We start from the raw sequence: 22920 nt of genomic DNA, 5'->3' as shown, positions 1-22920 counted from the left end.
CCGACGGAAATAATCAACAGGGTCACCACACCCTGTGATATTACTATGAGTTAATAATATCGTTAATAGGGTATCACTAATTGACTGATAGAACAAATTTATCGTCTGATTAAAACCGCTAAATAGTTTTATATAAAAATCAATAACATAATAAAATTTTTGCTTGAAAATTTCGTTTTAAATTAATATACTGTATTTAATTACAGTATATTAATTTTCATTAGGAGCTACTCAAATGGGTGATATTGAATTAAAAAATCAAATTAAATTAGAACGTGCAGAATTTATCAGTAGGTTGATGATTGATGCCGAATTATCTCAACGTGACGTTCAGATTGGATTGTGTCTACTGCATGAATCTCTGTTAAAAATACAAAAAAACACTAAACATAAACCTAACACGATCAACTCGGATTAACCACATCCAGTGCCAGTTGTGGGTTAATATCACGGCTGGCCAAATAAGTGTTTGTCCGAACCAGCCTCCTATCGATTCTAAATTTCACTTACAAGATTATCAATAGATAAACTTGTGTAAATTTGTCACCGCTCTATAATTGATTAATTACTATTTAATTAAACTATTGAAATAATGTTATAGGAGTGTGTATGAAAAAATTATTTTTAAGTCTAACGATCTTTTTAATCCCTTTTTGTTTTGCAAGTGAAATTAAACAATATGAGATTATTTCAGAAAATGATACATCATTTGCCAGTAGGTCACGTGCCCAGATTTTTATCGTTTCTCCAGAAACAAAAAACCTCCAACAACGAGTTGATACCGCAAAAATTGCTGCTACGGATTATTCGTCAAAGACCGGCGCTAAAGTGGTGTCAGTATTTTTAATGCCCTTTCCTGAAGCTAAAGGCACTGGTTTTTACTTTGCCCGAGTTAATTATTATAGTGATGGCTGCGGTAATTCAGGTACACAATGTAATAATAAAATATGGGAAGTTATGTCAACTGATCAGCAATTAAGTGATAAGCAATTAAAAATTGCAAAAGAATATTATTCTAATGCGGATTTTTATTCAAGTTCTAAGCAGTTTCTTGATAAAGACGGATTGCCTGACGAGAAAAAAATAATTAATCATATTGCTAAAAAACTTAAAATTAATGCAAAAAATATTGATTTCCCGTCACTGTTTTTAGAATCGGTTGAATAATTTTTATCTTATAATTTAAAGAGTCGAACAATGATTGAACAACATATTCAAGATTTAGGTGAAGCTATTCTAGAGGCTTGTTTTGTCTATGATAATGCTCGTTCAGCAGAAAAGATGTTGGATTGGGGAAATTTAGGCAATGATAATGCGGCATGGACTGAAGAAGGACCTTATCTTTCTGCTGGAGCAAATTTAGAACAAATTAATCACGAACATCCATATTGCTTAAGAATTAGTAAAGAATTTGCCATGGCTGGCTATTTAGTTTTAGGTGACTCTCCAAAACAAGAAGAGAACGGAGGATATAAAGTCCCTTTATCACCACAAAAAAATAAACACAATTCTAGGGTTGAACCTGTAATTGCTAAATTAGCTATAATTGAATTATTTGAATTATATAAACAATTCCTAGTGTCTTTCAATGGTCCCTATAATAAAAAAAAGCTCAAATTTTGGGAGAGTCATCTTTCCATAGATGACATTACAAAAATTAAAACACTTATTGATCGCAGAAATGAGTTAACACATGATAAAAACAGTCCTTTAGCTACAATGAAAGAGGCTGTTGAATATTATTGCCTTTGTAAAGAATTATCCAAAATGCTATATAATATTCACAGTAATTCTTTTAAAAATTCATAATTTTTCATTGCACACCTATACTGCACGAAAATGCAAGATTTAAAAAGGATCATATTAGCTTAAAGCCCTTATATCCGGGCTTTTTCTTTTACTTTTGCAATTATGCACAATTTGCGACACTTTTAGTGCGCGGGTGAGGTGGGGTTTCAACCGCGATATTTCGCCTATAATACGCTCACCCATCAACAAAATAGGTGGTTATATTCAATATTAAATAAATAGAGCTGTTAATAAGATAAATGCAATAGGAATGGTATTATTTTTTTATAGCTTTGCTATGGGCTTTATAGAAAGGATTAAGTTTATTTTTAAAATAAAAGCCCTTTCGGGCTTTGAGGCTTTGAGCTTATTATTATATTTATTATTCTTCGAGTTTGTATGTATTAAATCTTATAATTTCCTCGCCCATCCAGTCATTCAGTTGTAAAAATCTATCCTGGAGAGGTTTAATCTCGTTGCGTGCAAATACCTTAGATGCTTTTTCAGGGTCACCAAATCCACCGGTATTTTTTGGAGTGATACCCATTAATGACGGTGGTACCCGGTGCGCAGTCAAAATGTCATCTTGGCTAACTGATTTGATATCGGCAAAATTATCTTTAGCTGCAACTTCTCCAACAGGGATTAGCTTTAATCCGTCTGGTTTACCGTTCGGTGCATACATTAACAAATTACGGAAGTTGCCCGGACCTCTACTATTTTGTAGAGCCTTTTTTAATTCTTCTATATCTTTTTCATTATGTGATGGGTTAGATAAATACAAGATGAACCCTGCGTGCGAGCCGTTTTTATAATAACGCTGACGAAACACCGTGGCCGAATTATCCAGCCATATGGAATTGATTGCGGATAAATATTCCGGGGATCCGTAGATTTCTTGGTTTTCATTCGGTAATAACAGATGAAAAATGGAATTCTTTTTAAATTCGTGTTCCTCGTATAGATTTTCAATATTTGCGTATTTGCTAGAATTTATATAATAATATCTATCAGTATCAACCCCACGCCGAGTATATTTCGCTAACGTTGGTAATAGCCCAGTCGCTTGTTTTAACATATTAGATCGTTTTTCCAGATAGCAATTACCAAAAATCAGGAAATCATGAACTATCCTTTCAAAATTAAAACGTGTCAAATATTTATGAGGTATAAAAGTACTTGTTAATATATTTCTTTTTACAAATATTGGGCTGCTATGATATGACGATGATGCCCCAAATGTATTTGCCAGTGTATTAAAATTAATATGGGGTTCATACCACTTACCACACTCAATACATTGTAAATAGTTCAGCAGATCTTTAGCGCTGGAAAGAGGCTCACTTTCTCCAAAACTAAAACACGCTATATTGTCATCATTTTTTTTTAAATCGGTCATTATTAAAATACTCCCATAAAACCACTATTACTGTTAGCACCGCCTAAACTTTCTAGCGGCTCGTTATAAATTGCGTGCATAGTTGCCCACGCTATATCTGCGTGTGAAATTTCATCATTGCGGTCGGCAACATATGTAACAAATCTTTGGCTGGGCGTTAATGCCTTTCTGATAGCCATAAATGATTGAGCTAGATCAGTCCACCCAGCATCAAACTCTAGACGCTGACGTCTGATCACGTCCTGCATTTTTAAAATTAATCTTTGTTTAATTTCAATTGAATATTTGAATGCCACCGCCGCGGGGTAAAACTGCTTAACTAACTGATAAACACCCTCACCCAGCCCAGTGGCATCTATGCCGATGTAGGTAACGTTATAACGTTCTGTCATTTTGCGAATTGCGTCGGCTTGTGCCGCAAAGTCCATTCCCGCCCATTGGTGTTTTTCTATTACTCGGAATTTACCACCCTCAACCAATGGCGGTGAAACAACTACACACCCTGCACTATCGCCGGTATGTGATGGATCGTAACCAATCCATACAGGGCGCTCGCCAAGGGGCCGCAATGCAAAAGGTTTATAATCGGACCATATGTCCCACGAGTCGATCATGCAAGGTTGCAAGCTCGAAAGCGGAAATACTGAAGCGGAATCGTCAATAAATTGGCATAAAAACAGGTTAGCAAATTCATCGGGGCTGTATTCCATTTTAAGTTGATTTATATCAAATAAATCAAAGCCTAAACGCTCCGCATCTTCAATAGTAACAATCTGCCTCCATTGCCCATCGGCACAGACCACGCCGTTTTTTAATGCGTTGTGAGATATGTCAATACTGATCCGATCTTCTTTACGTCGCCCTTTATTGAATAGTTGTCCTGTCCAAAATTTGTAGGCCTCATGTGTGATACTTGATGGCGTTGATAAATAAGTTTGGCGCCAACGTTTTTGACTTGCCATTGCTGACGCGACTTTTCTAAATTCTAAAAAGCGGCTGATCCAAAAATATTCATCAAGATAAACGTTACCATGATAGCTTTGTGCTGTTTTTGAGTTTGTGCCTAAAAATCGAATACGCGCGTCATTATGTGGAAAATGAATCACATCACCTTTTAGATCAATATCTACACCATGGAAAAAATCTACAATATATTGCCGGGATTGGAATGCTTGCGCTTTCGATGCTGATAGATATATTTGATCACGTCCGGTGTTAATCGCATCAATTGCGCCCTCATGCGAAAAATACATGGTAGCCCCAATCTGCCTTGATTTATTAATATTGCGTATACGGTTTGTTAGTCCTGCGCGGTACCATATTCGTTGATGTTCATATAATCCGTCGTTAAAAATATCATTCAACTTTTCTATTTGTTCATCGGTTAATAAATTGGTTTTTGGTTTCTGCTTCGGTTTGGCATTACGATTGGCAATATTGGGATTTAGATCGGTTTCGTTACCGCCGTTTTGGTATTTTTCAATTCTGGCCGTTCGTTCTAGCTGGCGGCTAAGTAGATCGATTTCTTTAAAGTCGCGCCCCTCTTTATTTGGTTTAATAACCAAGTGAATAAGTTGTGCTTCAAGAACGCCATTAACCCGATCCAAGACGGACGAATCATCCCATTTGTCTCGGCGTTTCCAGCTATGAATGGTATTAATATTTTCATTCAACAGTTCAGAAATACGGCTAATACGATACCCAGCCCAATATAGCGATCTGGCCGCTTTTCTTGGGTCGGTATTATCACTAATTAAATGATCTAATAAATTGACGTTTTCCATGTATTCTCCTTTTGTAACGTCAATTTACCCACCATTTTGGATTTTTTATGCTTGCGTAAATTGTGAAATTAAAATCCACAACTTGCGCAAATTGCTCTCTTTTCTATGTCAATTCAACATAAGTAAAAACATCCATCACAAAAAGGTCAACAAATGAGCAAAGAAGTTAAGCAAAAAAAATATAAATCAAAATGGTTTAGGGTTGCAGTTGAGGGGGCAACAACAGACGGACGCAAGATCCAACGTGTATGGATTGAGCAAATGGTAAAAAATTATAGTCCAGATGTTTACGGCGCGCGTGTTAATCTTGAACATATCAAAGGTTATTCACCAGATGGCCAGTTTAAGCGTTATGGCGACGTTTTAGCTTTACAGGCGGAAGAAATTAAAACCGGTCCATTAGCTGGAAAATTAGCGCTATTTGCACAAATTGAACCTACAGACGATCTTATTCGCCTTAACAAATTAAAGCAAAAGGTTTATTCATCAATTGAAGTTAACCCTGAATTCGCCGACACCGGCGAGGCCTATCTTGTTGGTCTAGCTGTTACTGATGATCCAGCCAGCCTTGGTACCGAATTTTTAGAATTTAGTGCTAACGCTACAGTAAATCCATTAACAAGTCGTAAACAATCACCTAATAACTTATTTACTGCAGCTGAAGAAACAGCGATCGAATTTGAAGAAATGGACTCACAAAATGATGCCGCATTTAGCACGATATTAGATCGCATAACTGGCTTATTCAAAACAAAATCAGAAAATGACTTATCCAAATTTGTGAAACTCGGCGAAACAATTGAAGAATTAGCAACTGCAACAGTTAATCGCTTTACAACTCTTGAATCCAAAATTACTGAGTTAACTAATGAGTTAACAGAAGTAAAAGAGAAAAATAACGAGTTAACAGAATTATTAAGCAACATTCCGGAAACTACATCGCGCCCTATTTCCACCGGTGGTTCAATGGATTTTGAAACCGATTGCTAACGCGCTATAAGCCAATTTAATAAATTAATACAGATTAACAGAATTAGGAACCCAATAATGAGAAACGATACACGCAAACAGTTTAACGGATACAAAAAACGCATTGCCATGTTGAATGGTGTTGATGATGCTAGCGAAAGCTTTGCCGTTGATCCAGAGGTAAACCAGACTCTTGAAAGGCGCACTCAGCAATCATCTGAATTTTTAAGCAAGATTAATCTTGAGTTTGTCGATTCACAAGAAGGCGAAAAAGTAGGTGTCGGGGTATCAGGTACCACCGCCAGCACAACGGACACAACATCCCAAGAACGTGAAGCTACCGACATTTCTGACTTAAGTAAGTTCCGTTATCGCTGCGAACAAACTAACTACGACACATCTATCCGCTACGCTAAATTAGATGCATGGCGTCATAAACCAAATTTCCAAATAATCTTACGTGATGCGTTAATCAAACAAAAAGCCCTAGATCGCATCATGATCGGTTTTAATGGTATAAAGCGATCTGCCACATCAAATAAAACCACTAATCCTATGTTGCAAGATGTAAATAAAGGTTGGCTACAACATTATCGAGAAGATGCGCCAGAGCGCGTAATGAACACGGGGGATGTAACTCCGGGTAAAATTATCGTTGCAACAAGTAGCGGTGATTATAAAAACCTCGATGCTTTAGTCTACGATGCAGTAGAAAACCTGATCGATCCTGTCTATTCAGAAGATACCGATCTAGTAGTCATTTGCGGCCGTGGCTTACTCCATGATAAATACTTCCCGATTGCCAACAATGCAGATAAAAACACCGAAAAAGTAGCTGGGCAGATTTTACTTGCTACTAAATCAATTGGAGAATTACCAGCCTACCGAGTCCCGTACTTTCCAAAAGGTGCGATGCTGATCACTTCATTTAGCAATTTATCTCTTTATGTTCAAAATGGAACCGCACGCCGTCAAATTATCGACAACCCAAAACGCGATCGCGTTGAGGATTTTCAATCTGCTAATGAGGCTTTTGTAGTCGAACGTTATGACGCGGGTTGTTTAATTGAAAACATCGAAGTTAAATAAGGGGGGGGCAAATGGCATCACCAGCACAAAATTTTTTACAAAAACATTACGCTCAACAAGAGCGTAATGCGGAAAATCAGGCTGCATCAAATGCTTATGAAATGATGCTAGCCAAGCTAAATAACGATCGTGTTCGTTTAAAAAAATTCCAATCAACGGAAGCAAAGATTGAGCTTAAAAAGCAACTTATTCCCGAATATATGGATTGGATTAACGGCGTGCTTAAGTCTGATAATGCTCAGCAAGATGATGTATTTATGCGTCTAATGGTATGGATGATTGACACTAAACAATTTGAGCTTGCCTACCCGCTTGCTGAACACGCATTAAAGCACAATTGGGTTACACCTGATGAGTACCAACGCCAAACCGCTACACTAATTACCGAAGAATTGGCCAATACAACGCTAGCACAAATTAGCAATAAGCAAACAGTTAACGCTGATGTTTTGCTTAAATTTGCCGAATTAGTGGCTGATAAAGATATGTTCGATGAGGTCCGTGCAAAATTTAATAAAGCTGTTGGCTATGTGTTAAAAGAAACACAACCAGAACAAGCCTTATTTTACTTGAAACGAGCGCTTGAGCTTGACGACGGTTGCGGAGTGAAAACAACAATAAAGGAATTAGAAAAAGCTACAAGCGAAACTAATTCTTAACCGGGTGAACCCTCACACCTCGGCGGCACAAAGGTAACAGATGTATTTTACATGTTGGCGCCTTTGTCCACCGCCGATCAACAAAGGTAAATTATGAACGACTTTACGGCTATCGCAATCGCTAACGAAACTGAGGGTCTCGAAATCAGTAATATTTCGTTTTTCCCAGCAATTAATATTAATGATGTTCGAAAAACTCAGCGATTAGACGGCACCGTCACAACCGAACGGCTAAAAACCGCAATTGCCAGTGCAATTATCGCGGTAAATGACGATTTATATAGCTGGCGACTAGCAAAGCAATCGGCAGGCATTACAACAATTAACGATTTAAATGACGAGCTAATTAATGGTGAATCAAGATATTTAATTTTATACAAACATGCGGTTTATTCATGGGCAAATGCATTATTGAATGAACAGTATATTAATTTTGATGCAACCGCAAAAGCCAAAGGTGACATTGAGCCTAACATCGAAAGTGTCGGCAACTTATACCGCAATGCACGTTATGCAATTCGTGACATCTTGGGCAAATCACGATCAACCATGGAATTGATTTAATGATTATCTATGCAATGCAAAATGAAACCGTTGACGCATTAGCGTATCGAGTTTTTGGCAAAACTAAAGGGATTGTTGAAATTATTTATCAAAACAACCCAACATTATGCGAACTGCCAGCAATGCTCCCAATGGGTACCGCATTAAATGTGCCGGAAACCGTGCCAGAGTCAGAAAAAAAACGATTAAACTTATGGGATTAATGGAATGACAGAACCAACTACAACAACGTTCACGGCAGTTATTAGTGCGTTTTCAATATCAATAATTTATCCAAATGTCGAAAACGGCATTATTTTAGGTGCGCTTTGTGGATCAATTTTACTGGTGATTAGTGAAGAACAGATCTCAGTGCTTCGGCGGATTGTTTTATTTTTTATATCTTTTGCGATAGGAATGTTGCTAGCCGAAATAACATTATATTTATTACTCCCCTTTTTCCCGTCAAATATTCAAACAAAAGTACCGCTTGGACTTGGTGCATTAGTGGCTTCGGCGGTAAGTGTCAAGCTACTACTATGGTTAATCAAAAGTTTTGATAATCCAACTGATTTATTCAACAAATTTAAAGGGGGGAAATCATGATAACCCTTAACGCTTTTCTTTGTTTATTAATTGCTATTCGATTATTTACATTTAATCGTGAAAATTGCCAATACAAAGCCAAATATAGCTGGCTAGCATGGCTAATGATTACATCAAGTGCATCAGTATTTTTATTCTCATCTTTCGGTTTATTAAACCGTGCTTACTGCGCCCAAGTAGTTATGAATATAGCACTGCTGATCTGCTTTTTAAAAAGCAAAGGCAACATTGGCACGCTTTGCACGCTTTGCCGTTCTCCTAATCAACATCAGCATCATAAGAGGTTAAATAAATAATGGTAACAACGGAACATTTGCAAAATGTGGCTAATAAGCTAGGAGTTGAACTGGCTATGGTGCAGGCGGTCACAAAAATTGAAGCACGATCATCGGGTATCAAAAATGGTTTACCGGTAATTCTATTTGAAAGGCATGTCTTTTACCGCCAACTTAAAAAGCGTGGTTTTGATATAGAAAAATTATCAACTACTTATCCTGATCTAATCAATCCCGCCGCTGGTGGTTATTTAGGTGGTGCTCGTGAAAACTATCGGCTAACTATGGCCAAGCAAATTGATATGGATTCTGCAATTGAAAGTGCTAGTTGGGGCTTATTTCAGATTATGGGGTTCCACTGGCAACTGCTTGGCTATGAATCAGCGCAGCAATTTGAACAACAGATGACAGAAAGCGAGGAAATGCAATTAGATGCGTTTTACCGTTTTGTTGCTCATAAATCAAACTGCAAGCTATTACAAGCAATGAAAGACAAAGATTTTTCAACATTTGCCAAACTTTACAACGGTCCAGCTTATAAAAAAAATAACTATGACTCAAAACTTAAAGAGGCATACGAAAACTATGCAAAATCTACTAAAAAGTAAATTGTTACCATGGTTACTATTGCTACTTTGTTTGTCGTTTGGCTATTTACGAGATCAATTATTAAGCACTAAAAACAAGCAATTACAAACTAATAATCTACAATTGCAGAATGATAAGCAAGAGTTAATCGAAATCATTGATTATAAAAACAATGAGTTGCTTGAACTTAGTGATCAGCACTATGTAAATGAACAAAAACTGAAAGAACAAAAAAATCAATTTCATGCGGTTGATATGTTAAATCGCCAGCATCAACAACAGATCGAGGAACTCATAAATGAAAATGAACAATTGCGTATTTGGTCTAATAATAATTTGCCTGATACAGTTAAGCGGTTGTACGAACGCCCCGCCATCAAGGGAGGTGCGGATTATCAAAATTGGTTGTCCGACCGTAACACAGTGTTACCTTCCGGCAAATAATTTAAAGCAAAACAGATCACTAATTGATGATAATCAACTAATTTTGACAGCTTGGTTTGAATGTGCGTTACAAGTCGATGCAATTTACCAATGCCAACAGGAACAACATGAAAAAGATAAAGCGGTTACGCGAAATACTGGAAAATAATAATCTGTTTATTAAAACCAACCCCGACAAGCTCCATGTTTTTGTCGATGATGGGAACGTAACCGCCACCGCGGCAACCTCGTTGAGCTATGAGTATGAGTATAACGTTAATTTAATTATTACAGATTACGATCAGCCCATTGACTATTTAATGGTTCCTATCGTTAGTTGGATGTATATTAACCAGCAAGAATTTATGGCGAACCCAGAATTAAGAAAAGGCGCCATTAAATTTGAGATTGAGCAATTAAACAATAATACAGCCGATATCAGCATAGAATTAAAATTAACCGAACGCGTAATTGTTAAAAAAGGTTCGAATGGGCTTGAATACAAACACATTACTGACGAACCGCCGATCGATATGCGTCCAGAATGGGTTAACGAAATATGGCCGACGAACTAAACAAATTACATGATTATGCTAACGGTATACTGACTCAATTAAATAATGTTAATCGAGCAAAATTAGCTCGCGAAATAGCAACAAAACTATGCGAAAGCCAACGCAAAAGGATTATCGCGCAACAGCAACCCGACGGGACGAATTTTGAACCGAGGAAGTCGCAAAAATTCCGCAAAAAAGCGGGGAAAATCAAACGTAAAATGTTCACAAAGCTTCGAACAACAAAATTTTTACGAACATCAGCAAATAGCAATAGCGCAACAGTTAAATTCATCAACTCAGTATCCCGTATCGCTCGAATTCATCATTACGGACTACGAGACAGAGTAAATATAAATAATAGTTGGACTGTTAATTATCCATCTCGCAGGTTGTTAGGTATCAATCAAAATGATTGTAAAATGATTGAACAAATCACAATTAATCACCTCGCCCGCAAGTTGTAAAAATTCAATTTACAACTCAGAGCGCTTTATTGTTTGTCGTTTAATCTTGATGATAATGTCATGCAAAATTATCACCCTGCCGACCTAGTCGATGTATTACGAAAAATTGAGAACCTGATCCGCCAAGGCGTTGTTTGTCAAACAAAAGGCGATCGGGTAAAAGTTCGTACCGGGAATCTGGTTACTGATTGGTTGCCGTGGTTTACTCACCGTGCAGGTAAAAGCCGAACCTGGTGGCGCCCCTCTATCGGTGAACAGGTTTTTATATTAAGTCCCAACGGGAACATTGAGCTTGGTTGCGTTTTACCAAGTCTTTATTGCAATGCCAACCCTGCGCCTTCAACCTCTGGAGATGGTTACTTTGTCGAATTCCCAGACGGTGCGACATTTGAATACGAACCCAAAAATAGCAGTTTAACCATAAAAGGCATCAAAACTGCAGTTATTGAGGCAAGCGAACAAATCACTGCTAAAGCTGGTGCCAAAATCCATCTTGATACACCGCTTGTTGTATGTAGTGAGCATGTGGTATTCAAATCATTTAGCGCAACAGGTGGCAGTGCTAGCGGTAATACTGGTGTATTAACAGGAAACGTGATCCATAAACAAGGCGAGTTGTCATCTAACGGAGTTGTTCTTGATAAACATAAACATAATGGAGTCAAGGCGGGTGGCGATTTAACTGGAGGACCTCAATAATGAGCTATGCTGGAATGAATTGTCAAAACGGCCGCACAATCACTGACATGGATCACATCAATCAGTCAGTCAAAGATATTTTAACAACGCCAATTGGATCACGAGTTGAACGCCGGGACTACGGGTCATTTTTGTTTCTATTATTAGATAATCCAAACACTGACGCTACGAGACTGCGTGTTATTTCAGCTACAGTTATGGCGCTGAATCAATGGGAGCCACGAATTAAGCTCGATGCTGTTGAACTTTATAACAATAAGGAAAAGCTGACAATGCAAATTACTGGCTCACGTACAGATAAACCCAACCAAACTTTTACTAGTGACATAGAGATCGCTGCATGGCCACGTTAACTGATTTATCAAAATTACCCGCGCCCGATATTATCGAGCTGCTAGACTTTGAAGCGCTGCTGGCACAGCGTAAACAGAAGTTTATATCCCTTTACGCAATTGATGAGCAAGAAGAAGTCGCAAAAACATTACAATATGAGAGTGAGCCGATCGTTAAATTGTTACAAGAAAGCACTTATTATGAGTTAATTATCCGCCAACGTATTAATGAGGCGTCTCATGCGCTAATGATTGCTCACGCGAAAGGGGGTGATTTAGATAATTTAGGCGCCAACTTCCACGTCTACCGGTTAATTATTCAACATGCAGATGACAGCGTCACACCTGCAATAAAGGAGATCAGGGAATCTGATGCTGATTTTAGATTGCGCATCCATGCAGCATTTGAAGGATTATCCGTCGCTGGGCCGAGAGCGGCCTATGAGTTTTATGCTCGCAGCGCTGACGGTCGAGTACTAGATGCTGCAGCCGAGAGTCCATCCCCGGCATGTGTGACACTGGCGATATTGTCGCGTGATAATAACGGCGAAGCGTCAGACGAACTAATTAACATTGTTGAAAAAGCGGTTAATGACGATTATCGACGCCCAGTTGCAGATCGTGTAACAGTAAAATCAGTTGAATTAATCGAATATAAGATAAACGCTAAACTGTTTTTATACTCCGGCCCCGAATCTGAACCGATTAAAAAGGCAGCGCTAAATAACTTACAGGATTATATATCAGAAAAGCATCGTATAGGCCGACGAATTAGTCGCAGCGCAATCATATCCGCCCTACATGTTCCTGGTGTTCAACGTGTTGAACTAATAGAACCTGGTCAAGACGTGTTAATTAATCGCGAGCAAGCAAGTTATTGTTCTGATTATCAAATTGAGGTTGCCGGCTATGATAAATAAAACCTTGTTGCCACCCTCATCAACAAAACTAGAAAAAAATTTATCTCAAGCCATGGTTTGCGATTTCCCAATTCTTTTACGTTCTTTATGGAATCCTCAAACATGCCCCTATGAGCTATTGCCGTATTTAGCATGGCAATACAGTGTTGATTATTGGGATGAAAATTGGACAGAACAAATTAAGCGTAAGGTTGTCGCGGAGGCATTCGAAATTCACCAATACAAAGGAACTAAAGAGGCCATTCGCCGAGCAGTTAGTTCATTTGGATACTTAATTGATCTGGTTGAATGGTGGGAAAATGATCAGACTCCTGGCACATTTTCTCTTGAAATTGGCGTGTTAAATACAGGCATCACTAATGAATCTTATAATGAACTTGTCCGCATAATTGACGATATTAAACCTGTTGCTCGTCATTTGTCGGGGCTGTCTCTTCATTTAGTAACAAACAGCAATACACCAATTGGAGCATGCAATTATGACGGCAATATAATGAATATATACCCGTATGTAAGCGAAGTAATTACAACAGCATCTAATCGTCATTTTGGTGTAGCAATTCATTCATTTAATACAATTAGCATTTATCCATATATCAACGATTCTGTTACCTCTTCATCCAAGTGCTGTTTGGGTGTAGCTATTCATTTTACCGATACAATGAGAATATAATCATGAGTCAAACATACTTTACTATACTAACAAAACTGGGTGCTGAGCTATTAGCTAATGCTACAGCGCTGGGTACTCCTTTAAAATTAACCAGCATGGCAGTTGGTGATGGAAACGGATCAATACCTAAACCCATGGCCACACAAACCGCGCTGATTCATGAGGTTCGCCGAGCTGCAATAAATTCGTTGTCAGTGGATAAAAATAACCACAATCAAATTATTGCCGAACAGGTGATACCCGAAAATGAAGGCGGATGGTTTATCCATGAGATCGGATTATTTGATGATCAGGGACGGTTGATTGCCGTCGGCAATTGCCCGTCAACGTATAAGCCGAGATTGGCCGAGGGCAGTGGGCGCACTCAGATCATTAGAATGATTATTATTATTGATAATATTGATTCAGTTGAGTTAAAAATCGATCCATCTGTCGTATTGGCTACTCGTAGTTATGTTGACGAGTTAATTACAGAAAAAATAAACAATCATGAATTATCTATTAATCATCCATTAGCAACAACTCAAACTGCCGGGATCGTTCAGCTCAGCTCCGAAATAGATTCAAATGATGAAACACGTGCAGCAACATCATTAGCAATAAAACGCGTTCATGATTCAATTGGTTGTTTAACTGCTGATGATATTTGTGCCCTACCGGCGTTAAAACCGTGGAATGATAATGACGCCTATCAAGTCACTGCAACAACCGAATTTAAACATCGTCCGGTTTTCAATGGCGCCGGGCTGATAACAACCAGCGATTATACCTACGAGATCAACGGCAATACGACAATTTTACGCCGAGCAGATGGTTTAATTATTCAACGATTTACCGCTCAATATCACGCAGTGCACGGAGTTAATGGAACAGTTGTTACATTGCCGATATCATTTCCGTCTGAATTTTATATCGCATTATCTAGTGACGGAGCAGCAGGTTGTCACACCACAAACGCACTCCCTCATTCAAATTCAACAGTTAAGATCTGGGGCAAGATTTCGGATGAATTTCATGATTCATTTGTACAAATAATAGCAATCGGGAGATAATGAAATGATATATTATAATTCTGGCGTTAATGGCTTTTTTGATTCTAATATTAATGAAATTCCAAAAAATTCAATTGAAATCCCCCCTGAATATCATGCTGAGCTACTAACGAAACAATCACGCGGTATGATTGTACAACCTAATGAGCTGGGGTATCCAATTGCGGTTGAACTGGCAATGACCAGCGACGATATAATTACGAAAAATAAATCTGTTCAACAAAAATTATTGGTTGATGCTAATCAAAATATATCTATTTTACAGGATGCTATCGAGCTAGACATGCTCGAACCTGGCGATGCTGATCGACTGAGGGAATGGAAAAAATACCGAGTGTTATTAATGCGTGTTGATACTGAACAGTGCGACGTATCATGGCCGCTAAAACCGGTTTAAGACTTGTAAAACTCAAATTTACAAACTGAACGGCTAACGCACAAAATATCAATATGTAACTATCTTAATACATAATTTAGCAATTCATGGAGTAAACATGCCCAACGACTATCATCACGGCGTCCGAGTTATCGAAATCAACGAGGGTGCCCGCTCAATCAGAACAGTTTCAACGGCTGTTATTGGTATTGTGTGTACGGGTGACGATGCTGATGAAAATTTTTTCCCGCTCAATACCCCTATATTAATTACTAACGTCAATACTGCAATCGGACACGCAGGCTCACAGGGTACATTGAATCAGACACTGACCGCAATTGCAGATCAGTGTTCTCCAGTTATTGTTGTTGTACGCGTTGAAACGGGCACAACAGACGCTGAAACAACTGCCAATATCGTTGGCACTACGACCAGTGACGGTAAATACACTGGTATGAAAGCGCTGCTTTCTGCTCAGTCTCAGTTACGGGTCAAACCCCGTATTTTGGGGGTTCCAGGTTACGATTCGCTGCCAGTTGCAACCGCATTAATCTCTATTGCCCAACGGTTACGCGCATTTTGTTATGTTTCCGCATTCGGTGCCAAAACAAAGGAGGATGCCGTTTTATACCGCAACCAACTCGGTGCCCGTGAGGCCATGGTTATTTGGCCAGATTTTGTTGGTTTTGATACAACGCAAAAACAAAACGTTACACTGGCAGCAACAGCCCGTGCAATTGGTTTGCGAGCTCAGATTGACCAAAAAATCGGCTGGCATAAAACTATATCAAATATTGCGGTTAATGGTGTTACAGGTATTTCGTGTGATGTGTTTTGGGATTTGCAAGAAGAAAGTTCTGATTCAAATTATCTAAATGAGCACGAGGTCACAACGTTAATTTGTAATCAGGGATATCGATTTTGGGGTTCGCGTACATGTTCCGCTGATAGTTTATTTGCGTTTGAAAATTATACGCGAACAGCACAGGTTTTGGCTGATACGATAGCTGAGGCTCAATTCGCGCTAGTTGACGCGCCTATGCATGCGTCATTAGTGCAGGATCTGATCGAGTCAATCAACAATAAATTTCGGGAACTCAAATCGAACGGATATATTATTGATGGTCACGCATGGTTTGATCCTGAGGCCAACACGCCCGACATTTTGAAGGCGGGTAAATTGTATATCGATTATGATTATACCCCTGTGCCTCCTCTCGAAAATTTAATGTTACGCCAACGTATCACTGATAAATACCTAATTGATCTGGCTAACTCCATAGCAGCTAATTAATTCGAGGAAATAATTATGGCATTACCCAAAAAGCTAAAATTTTTTAACATTTACGTTAATGGAACGTCGTATATTGGTGAGGTTGAGTCGTTCACACCGCCAAAATTAACTAGGAAATTAGAGAATTTCCGAGGTGGTGGTATGCCGGGATCTGCTCCAATTGATCTAGGCTATGACGATGATGCGCTGGTTGCTGAATGGTCAATTGGTGGATTAGCATATGAAATATTAAAGCAACATGGTGGATTATTGAATGGAGTGTCTCTCCGTTTTGCGGGCGCCTATCAAAAGGACGACAGTGAGGATTTTATAAAGGTTGAAATTATTCTGACTGGCCGCCACAAAGAGCAAGACCGAGGTGAACTGAAACAGGGCGAAAGCAATTCAACAAAAATAACTACCCATTGCACGTATTATAAAGAAACGATTGATAATGAGGACGTTGCAGAAATCGATTTTATAAACATGATTGATAAAATTGGTGGCATAGATCGATTAGAACGGGCTCGTCAGGCCATCGGAATTTAAAATTAACTGTCACTATTACTAATTACTAAATATATTATGAGATTAAATTATGAATGCTGCACAACAAATTAAACTAAAATCAGGACTAAAATCAGGCAAATCAATTATTAGCGAATTATCAATTAGAAAACCATTAACAGGAGATTTGCGCGGAATTAAATTGGTCGATTTTATCGAACTAGATATTGATTCATTAGCAAAAGTCCTGCCGCGTATTACAACCCCCTCAATCGCAGAACATGAGGTTTATACGCTGGATTTGATCGATCTGTCAGAAATAACCCGGGTAATAGCTGGTTTTTTGTCAGAGACATCGAACAGTGCGACAATGGAATCCCCAGCCGAGTAGAAGATGCTATAGCAGATATTGCTTCAATATTTCATTGGCAACCATCTGCTCTGTATGAGTTTACATTATCCGAACTAATGGAATGGCGGGAACAAGCCCGCCTAAGAAGCGGTTCAACTGATGAATAATTTACAATTAAACGTTAATTTGAAAGGTGTCGACAACATAAGCCGACCGCTTCGCAACGTTATAAGTGGTGCTAAAGGATTAGCTCAGCAATTAAAAGACACACGAAATCAATTAAACCAGCTGAGCAACATTCAAAAAAATGTGGATGGTTTCATTCAGCTAAAAAAAAAGTTTGAAGATGCAAAAAATAAAGCTAAGTCATTGGCACTTGAACTAAAAAACACATCTACACCAACAAAGGAACTGCAACGCGAATTTAATAAAGCAACGGCAGAAACCAAAAAATTAAAAGATAAATTAACGCCATTACGTGCAGAATTACAACAATCAGGTATTAATACTAAAAATTTAGCACAACATCAAGTTACACTAAAAAATCAAATAACTAGCACCAATCAAAGCATTAGCCAACAGTCCGAACGACTAAAACAACTTAACCATCATCAACAAAAAATAAACCAAGCTCGATCAAAATACGACACCGGCATGCAAAGAGTTGCTATACTCGGCGGTGTTGGCTATGGTGCCCTATCAACTGGGCGAACAGTAGCAAGAGGCTTGAAAAACCTGCTGCATGTTGGCTACGAATTTGATGCCAGCATGAGTGCAACCCAAGCAGTAACAAGAATTGATGACAAAAACGATCCTCGTATGATAGCACTACGAAAACAAGCACGAGAATTGCCATTAGTCTCTAAATTTACCGATAGCGAAATTGCTCAAGGACAATATTTCTTAGGTAGAACGGGATATAACCCGGATCAAATCTTAAAAGCCATGCCCGGCATGCTGAATCTATCCGCCGCTGGTGATGTTGATCTTGGTACCACTGCAGATATTGCATCAAACATTCAAATGGCAATGGGATTACCTGCGGAAAAAATGGATCACGTCGCTGATGTTTTAACAGCAATGTTCACTCGCAATAACGTCGATATTCCAAAGTTAGGTGAGTCCCTAAAATATAGTGCAGGAGTTGGAGCTGCATTTGGGCAGAGCCTAGAAACCATTTCAACACTAACCGCAGTGATGGGTAATGCAGGAATTCAGGGAAGTCAAGCTGGCACAACATTGCGTCAAATTTTAGTGCGTCTCGGCGCGTCAAATGCAGTAGCAAAACTGGGCGTTAAAGTTGCGGACAAAAACGGCAATATGCGTGATGTCATTGATATTATGTCTGAAATATCAGATGCCACCCAGCATATGGGTAATATACAACGAGCTCAAATAAATAAACAAATTGCTGGACAAATTGGTTTAACCGGGTTTGAGGTTTTGCTGTCCCAATCGTCAACAGGATTTTTGCGGAAAATGCGAGGGGATCCAGGAGAGTATGATGGTGAGGCGTCCAGAGTCGCAAAAACAAAGCTGGATAATTTAGCTGGTGATATGACAATGCTCCATGCCGCGTTCGAAAATATCAGCGTAGAACTATTTGAAAAAAACAGTGACTGGCTCCGTTCTACTGTGCAGGGGTTGACTAAATTCCTACATAGTGTTGGTGAGTTTTTAAAAAAACACCCTGCATTAAGTAAGGCGCTCGTCATGATCGGCGTTGGATTGGCAGCTATTACGACGGCATTTGGTGCGTTTGCAATAGTATTGATGAGTGTTTTTGGTCCTATGTTAATGACTAGATTTATATTAGCGCGACTGGGGTTGTCATTTGGTAGCCTATTTATAAAGACAAATGTTGCTAAAAGGGGGATTCGTTCATTTTCTAGTTCCCTGCTATCGTTTGTTCTGCCTGGTAAAAAAACAGGATCAATATTAAAAACTATCGGAAAATCGTTGCTAGCTATTGGTAGATCACCTAAAAAACTCGTGTTTGCCGGTATTGGTTTTGCTGGATTACCGTTTAAAAAATTTGGTTCGCTTTTTGGTTTGTTCAGCAAAGGGCTTAAAGGAGGTTTGCTTCGGTTCTTTGGTTTGGCAGCCAGAGGAGCGGGGCTGGCGCTGGGTCCTATTGGTTGGATCATTACAGCTGGATCTCTCATCTATAAATATTGGCAGCCGTTGAGTGCGTTTTTTATTGGTTTTTGGCGAGGGCTCGGCAAGTCTTTATCTTCAACTCAATCACGGTTTTCATTTTTAAAACCTATTTTAACATCAATTGGCAATGCATTTAGATGGTTAGGTCGTCAAATCAGTAAATTGATTGGATGGTTTGACGATCTATTAAAACCTGTTGAATTAACCCGGAGTAAACTCAAATCGACAGAGAGCGCAGGCGAATCATTCGGCCGACGAATTGGTGACGCAATCAAATTGTTGATAAAAATTTTTAAACCGTTGGTACAATTAGTTATAAATATCGGGGCATTGATATTTAAATGTTGGCAACCAATTAGCGATTTTTTTATTGGTTTTTGGGATGGTTTAAATGAATCATTGACCAATATTTCCAACGAGTTTGCGTTTTTAACGCCTGTTGCCAGGACTGTAGGGAATGTATTTGGAATAATAGGTAAAAAAATCGAAGATTTGATCCAATGGTTTAATGATTTACTCCAGCCTATCGACCACACTAAAACAGAGTTTACAGGCGCCCGTGACGCCGGGAGATCGTTTGGTAGATCTGTTGGTAACGTGGTGAGAACTCTGACCCGACTTTTTAAAAAATTATATAATATTGTCGCGGACGTGATTAAATTTATTTTGACTATTCCTGATAAAATGCGTGAACTGCCTGGAAAAATTGAGGGGGTTTTCACTGGCGAAAACGGAATCTGGAATAAATTTACTCAAATTGGTTCCAACCTTGTTGATGGGCTGAATGTGGGGATAAATAATAAATGGGATGATGCAAAAAAAACTATAACCGAACTGGGTGAAAATATCAGTAATTGGTTTAAAAAAACATTAGATATACATTCACCGTCTAAATTATTTGCTAAATTCGGCGGTTATACAATTGACGGTTATATACACGGTATCGAGCATAATCAAAACCATGCATATTCGTCGATGAATCAATTAGGGAAACGCATCAGCGGAGGATTTAAAAACACATTAGATATACATTCACCGTCTAAATTGTTTGCCAAATTCGGCGGTTATACAATTGATGGTTATGTCAAAGGTATCGATAATAATCAGGATTCGGCCGTTAGTTCCATTGAGCAATTGTGGCGACTTGTTAATGGTGCTAATTCGCAATTCTCTAACAGCATTGTCATTGATAAACGACGACCGCTGTCACCTGCAGCAATGAGCAGTTCTCCGCAATATTATATTACTATTAACGCTGCGCACGGAATCAACGAGCAGGATCTGGCTCGTTGTGTTGTCAACGAAATTGATCGACGCGAACGCAGTCGATCCGCTCAGTTTAGAGCCAGTTTGAGGGATATAGACTAATGATGATGTGTTATGGATTATTTGTTTTTGAATTAAAAACCGTGCCCTTTCAATCCATTGAGGAAAATAAGGATTGGCGATTCCCTGCTAATTCGCGAGTAAATCAGCGTTCAGCATTACAATTTATTGGGCGTGATAATGAAACAATGACATTATCCGGTATCCTGTATCCGGAATTGACAGGCGGGCGTTTGAGTTTGGCTATATTAGAACGCATGGCGGATTTAGGGGCGTCGTGGCCGTTAATCGACGGAACGGGTATTCCATTGGGTTTTTATGTTATGACAAATTTAAAAAAAACAAAAACAGAATTTTTTCGGGACGGTACACCTCGTAAAATTGAATTTATTATATCGTTAACTAAAACTGATCCGCCTGGTTGGGTGCCCTATGCTGATATTATAGGAATGATATGAAACAGCCAGTATATACTATTGCAATCGATGATCAGGACATCACGAAAAATTTTGAAAATCGTATTATATCAATGCGGATTACTGATAATAGAGGATTAGACGCAGATACCATTTCTATTGAATTGGATGATAGTGACGGTTCGCTGGAACTGCCGCGACGAGGTGTGCAGCTCGCGGTATCACTGGGCTGGTTAAATGACAATGTCATTTTACAAAATCTATTTACAATTGATGAATGTGAACACTCAGGAACACCTGACATACTATCAATTAGGGGCAGCAGTGCCAATCTCAGAGATTCGTTAAATGAGCGACGGGAAAATAGTTATGGTAACACAACGCTGGGAGCTATTGCTGCAGAGATAGCAAAACGACACAACATTGAATGTAAAATCGATAACGATGTTTCAGCGGAATATATCACACACATCGACCAAACCAATGAATCTGATGCATCATTTTTAACGCGTCTATGTAATGATGTCGATGCTGCGGCCTCGCTAAAAAATGGAATGCTGATTATTTTCAAAAGGGGTGCAGCCAAAACTGTTACTGGGCAGCTAATCCCTGCTACTACAATAACTCGTAAACTAGGCGATCAGCATCGGTTCTCAATCGCTGATAGAAACGCGTACACAGGCGTGCGTGCTTATTGGATAAATTACCGTACACCAAATAGACACAGGACGGGGGCGCGAAAAACCAAGATGAATCATAGTGACGTGCTTGTTGGTGCTGACGGGAATATTAAAATATTGAGACACACCTATTCATCAAAACAAAATGCATTACGTGCAGCGCGTAACGAATGGTATAAGTTGCAACGCGGCGCGTCTCAATTCAGTATTAATCTGGCAGAGGGTCGTCCCGATATTTATCCCGAAATGCCGTGCGCCGTCGAGGGGTTCAAGCGTCAAATTGATTCAACTCTATGGACAATAACGCGATGTGTACATAATCTAGATACAAACAGCGGTTATACAACATATGTTGAACTCGAAATAAAACTGGACGACGACGAAAAACCCGAAGAGCATGAAAATTAAATTCAGAACAAATAACACTTTGAATAATAGTGAATTTATGATAAAATTACTATTAATTTAGTCCAGTAATCACACAGCTAAAGAGGTTATCAATGAAATGTCCACACTGCAAATCCAAAACCACAATTAGAACCAGCGAGGAGCTGAGCCCACTAACACGCAAACAATACCGGCAATGCACCAACATTAATTGCAGTCACACATTTGTAGTTCTGCAATCGGTTTCAGTAACTATCGTGCCTAGCGCAATTCCCGATCCGACTGTACACATCCCATTATCAAGTCGCAATCATGCGGCATAAAATTAATGGCGGTATATTCCGCCATTCAATGCCAATAATTTTATTTCTAAACAGTAATTGCAAAATAATAAACATTGTGCTCTCACCTGCCTGCAATTGCGGGCTTTTATAGTTTGTCTTTATATAACTTTATTGCTTCTTCGATAATTGTGCCCTGCGCCGTGCCAGTACTCTTGCTTAACGTTGCAATCATTTCGATAGTTTCAATCGACAGCTTGTACCCTTTTGATTTTACTCCTCTTTTCTCATCACTGCGTTTTTGTATTTCAGCTTTTGATAATGCCATGCCATTATTCCACC

Annotated in this window: 32 protein-coding genes; 29 read left to right on the top strand and 3 right to left on the bottom strand. The window is 38.8% G+C overall.

Annotation, left to right across the window (positions count from 1 at the left end; all coding sequences use genetic code 11):
- The first annotated feature begins 235 nt into the window (after window positions 1-235).
- The 3 genes from J3U35_RS05175 to J3U35_RS05165 all read left to right on the top strand — a co-directional run bounded on the left by J3U35_RS05175 (window position 236) and on the right by J3U35_RS05165 (window position 1809).
- Entirely contained in the window at window positions 236-418 is a 183-nt protein-coding gene (locus J3U35_RS05175) for a hypothetical protein (RefSeq protein WP_267359991.1), read from the top strand.
- Between the two features lie 191 nt (window positions 419-609).
- Window positions 610-1167: a toll/interleukin-1 receptor domain-containing protein gene (locus J3U35_RS05170; RefSeq protein ID WP_267359989.1), complete on the top strand. Its 558-nt coding sequence runs from the start codon at window positions 610-612 to the stop codon at window positions 1165-1167.
- 30 nt (window positions 1168-1197) lie between these two features.
- Window positions 1198-1809 (top strand): hypothetical protein, encoded by a 612-nt coding sequence (locus J3U35_RS05165; RefSeq protein ID WP_267359987.1) that lies wholly within the window; start codon window positions 1198-1200, stop codon window positions 1807-1809.
- Window positions 1810-2170: 361 nt separating this feature from the next.
- Here the strand turns inward: J3U35_RS05165 and J3U35_RS05160 are convergent, their stop codons facing one another.
- On the bottom strand, window positions 2171-3187 hold the full coding sequence (locus tag J3U35_RS05160; RefSeq protein WP_267359985.1) for a phage portal protein: 1017 nt from the start codon (window positions 3185-3187) through the stop codon (window positions 2171-2173).
- 2 nt (window positions 3188-3189) lie between these two features.
- Entirely contained in the window at window positions 3190-4971 is a 1782-nt protein-coding gene (locus tag J3U35_RS05155) for a terminase large subunit domain-containing protein (RefSeq protein ID WP_267359983.1), read from the bottom strand.
- A gap of 153 nt (window positions 4972-5124) precedes the next feature.
- Between J3U35_RS05155 and J3U35_RS05150 the strand changes: the two genes are divergently transcribed.
- From J3U35_RS05150 to J3U35_RS11570, 26 genes are all read left to right on the top strand, one after another.
- Window positions 5125-5961, top strand: a complete 837-nt coding sequence (locus J3U35_RS05150; protein ID WP_267359982.1) for a GPO family capsid scaffolding protein — start codon at window positions 5125-5127, stop codon at window positions 5959-5961.
- A 57-nt stretch (window positions 5962-6018) separates the two neighbouring features.
- Entirely contained in the window at window positions 6019-7029 is a 1011-nt protein-coding gene (locus J3U35_RS05145) for a phage major capsid protein, P2 family (RefSeq protein ID WP_267359980.1), read from the top strand.
- 11 nt (window positions 7030-7040) lie between these two features.
- Window positions 7041-7688 (top strand): phage terminase small subunit, encoded by a 648-nt coding sequence (gene gpM / locus J3U35_RS05140; protein WP_267359978.1) that lies wholly within the window; start codon window positions 7041-7043, stop codon window positions 7686-7688.
- A 93-nt stretch (window positions 7689-7781) separates the two neighbouring features.
- A complete protein-coding gene (locus tag J3U35_RS05135; protein WP_267359976.1) occupies window positions 7782-8252 on the top strand; it encodes a head completion/stabilization protein in 471 nt (156 codons plus the stop codon).
- Complete coding sequence (locus J3U35_RS05130) at window positions 8252-8455, top strand: tail protein X (RefSeq protein WP_267359974.1); 204 nt, start codon at window positions 8252-8254, stop codon at window positions 8453-8455. The genes J3U35_RS05135 and J3U35_RS05130 overlap by 1 nt, the downstream gene beginning before the upstream one ends.
- Window positions 8456-8459: 4 nt before the next feature.
- The gene (locus J3U35_RS05125) at window positions 8460-8837 is read left to right on the top strand and encodes a putative holin (RefSeq protein ID WP_267359972.1); all 378 of its coding nucleotides are present in this window, start codon (window positions 8460-8462) and stop codon (window positions 8835-8837) included.
- Window positions 8834-9133: a phage holin family protein gene (locus J3U35_RS05120; RefSeq protein ID WP_267359971.1), complete on the top strand. Its 300-nt coding sequence runs from the start codon at window positions 8834-8836 to the stop codon at window positions 9131-9133. The genes J3U35_RS05125 and J3U35_RS05120 overlap by 4 nt, the downstream gene beginning before the upstream one ends.
- Window positions 9133-9720, top strand: a complete 588-nt coding sequence (locus J3U35_RS05115; protein ID WP_267359969.1) for an N-acetylmuramidase family protein — start codon at window positions 9133-9135, stop codon at window positions 9718-9720. The genes J3U35_RS05120 and J3U35_RS05115 overlap by 1 nt, the downstream gene beginning before the upstream one ends.
- On the top strand, window positions 9698-10144 hold the full coding sequence (locus J3U35_RS05110) for a hypothetical protein (protein WP_267359967.1): 447 nt from the start codon (window positions 9698-9700) through the stop codon (window positions 10142-10144). The genes J3U35_RS05115 and J3U35_RS05110 overlap by 23 nt, the downstream gene beginning before the upstream one ends.
- Entirely contained in the window at window positions 10029-10292 is a 264-nt protein-coding gene (gene lysC / locus J3U35_RS11575) for an Rz1-like lysis system protein LysC (protein WP_416380681.1), read from the top strand. Before J3U35_RS05110 ends, lysC begins: the two co-directional genes overlap by 116 nt.
- On the top strand, window positions 10252-10698 hold the full coding sequence (locus tag J3U35_RS05105; RefSeq protein WP_267359965.1) for a phage tail protein: 447 nt from the start codon (window positions 10252-10254) through the stop codon (window positions 10696-10698). The genes lysC and J3U35_RS05105 overlap by 41 nt, the downstream gene beginning before the upstream one ends.
- The gene (locus J3U35_RS05100) at window positions 10683-11144 is read left to right on the top strand and encodes a phage virion morphogenesis protein (RefSeq protein WP_267359963.1); all 462 of its coding nucleotides are present in this window, start codon (window positions 10683-10685) and stop codon (window positions 11142-11144) included. Before J3U35_RS05105 ends, J3U35_RS05100 begins: the two co-directional genes overlap by 16 nt.
- 33 nt (window positions 11145-11177) lie before the next feature.
- Window positions 11178-11843 carry a phage baseplate assembly protein V gene (locus tag J3U35_RS05095; protein WP_267359961.1) on the top strand — a complete coding sequence of 222 codons (666 nt, stop codon included), beginning with the start codon at window positions 11178-11180 and terminating at the stop codon, window positions 11841-11843.
- The gene (locus J3U35_RS05090) at window positions 11843-12196 is read left to right on the top strand and encodes a GPW/gp25 family protein (RefSeq protein ID WP_267359959.1); all 354 of its coding nucleotides are present in this window, start codon (window positions 11843-11845) and stop codon (window positions 12194-12196) included. Before J3U35_RS05095 ends, J3U35_RS05090 begins: the two co-directional genes overlap by 1 nt.
- The gene (locus J3U35_RS05085) at window positions 12184-13095 is read left to right on the top strand and encodes a baseplate assembly protein (protein ID WP_267359957.1); all 912 of its coding nucleotides are present in this window, start codon (window positions 12184-12186) and stop codon (window positions 13093-13095) included. The genes J3U35_RS05090 and J3U35_RS05085 overlap by 13 nt, the downstream gene beginning before the upstream one ends.
- A complete protein-coding gene (locus J3U35_RS05080; protein WP_267359955.1) occupies window positions 13085-13768 on the top strand; it encodes a phage tail protein I in 684 nt (227 codons plus the stop codon). Before J3U35_RS05085 ends, J3U35_RS05080 begins: the two co-directional genes overlap by 11 nt.
- Window positions 13769-13770: 2 nt before the next feature.
- Window positions 13771-14820, top strand: a complete 1050-nt coding sequence (locus tag J3U35_RS05075) for a phage tail protein (protein WP_267359954.1) — start codon at window positions 13771-13773, stop codon at window positions 14818-14820.
- Window positions 14821-14824: 4 nt separating this feature from the next.
- On the top strand, window positions 14825-15217 hold the full coding sequence (locus J3U35_RS05070; protein WP_267359952.1) for a tail fiber assembly protein: 393 nt from the start codon (window positions 14825-14827) through the stop codon (window positions 15215-15217).
- A gap of 97 nt (window positions 15218-15314) precedes the next feature.
- Window positions 15315-16490 (top strand): phage tail sheath protein, encoded by a 1176-nt coding sequence (locus tag J3U35_RS05065; protein ID WP_267359950.1) that lies wholly within the window; start codon window positions 15315-15317, stop codon window positions 16488-16490.
- A 15-nt stretch (window positions 16491-16505) separates the two neighbouring features.
- On the top strand, window positions 16506-17018 hold the full coding sequence (locus J3U35_RS05060) for a phage major tail tube protein (protein WP_267359948.1): 513 nt from the start codon (window positions 16506-16508) through the stop codon (window positions 17016-17018).
- 49 nt (window positions 17019-17067) lie between these two features.
- Window positions 17068-17367, top strand: coding sequence for a phage tail assembly protein (locus tag J3U35_RS05055; protein ID WP_267359946.1), 300 nt, complete (start codon window positions 17068-17070; stop codon window positions 17365-17367).
- Window positions 17331-17495 carry a GpE family phage tail protein gene (locus tag J3U35_RS05050; protein WP_416380680.1) on the top strand — a complete coding sequence of 55 codons (165 nt, stop codon included), beginning with the start codon at window positions 17331-17333 and terminating at the stop codon, window positions 17493-17495. Before J3U35_RS05055 ends, J3U35_RS05050 begins: the two co-directional genes overlap by 37 nt.
- Window positions 17488-20856, top strand: a complete 3369-nt coding sequence (locus J3U35_RS05045; RefSeq protein ID WP_267359944.1) for a phage tail tape measure protein — start codon at window positions 17488-17490, stop codon at window positions 20854-20856. Before J3U35_RS05050 ends, J3U35_RS05045 begins: the two co-directional genes overlap by 8 nt.
- A complete protein-coding gene (locus tag J3U35_RS05040) occupies window positions 20856-21272 on the top strand; it encodes a phage tail protein (RefSeq protein WP_267359942.1) in 417 nt (138 codons plus the stop codon). The genes J3U35_RS05045 and J3U35_RS05040 overlap by 1 nt, the downstream gene beginning before the upstream one ends.
- Entirely contained in the window at window positions 21269-22318 is a 1050-nt protein-coding gene (locus J3U35_RS05035) for a phage late control D family protein (RefSeq protein ID WP_267359940.1), read from the top strand. Before J3U35_RS05040 ends, J3U35_RS05035 begins: the two co-directional genes overlap by 4 nt.
- A 92-nt stretch (window positions 22319-22410) precedes the next feature.
- Complete coding sequence (locus J3U35_RS11570) at window positions 22411-22620, top strand: ogr/Delta-like zinc finger family protein (protein ID WP_416380678.1); 210 nt, start codon at window positions 22411-22413, stop codon at window positions 22618-22620.
- A 106-nt stretch (window positions 22621-22726) separates the two neighbouring features.
- On the opposite strand, the gene J3U35_RS05030 is transcribed toward J3U35_RS11570, so the two are convergent.
- Window positions 22727-22920 (bottom strand): hypothetical protein (locus J3U35_RS05030; protein ID WP_267359938.1); only part of this gene is annotated, 194 nt, incomplete at its 5' end.

The sequence above is a fragment of the Gilliamella sp. B2717 genome (assembly GCF_026536675.1).
Classification (GTDB): domain Bacteria; phylum Pseudomonadota; class Gammaproteobacteria; order Enterobacterales; family Orbaceae; genus Gilliamella; species Gilliamella apicola_I.
This window is presented reverse-complemented; position numbering and strand designations above follow the sequence as displayed.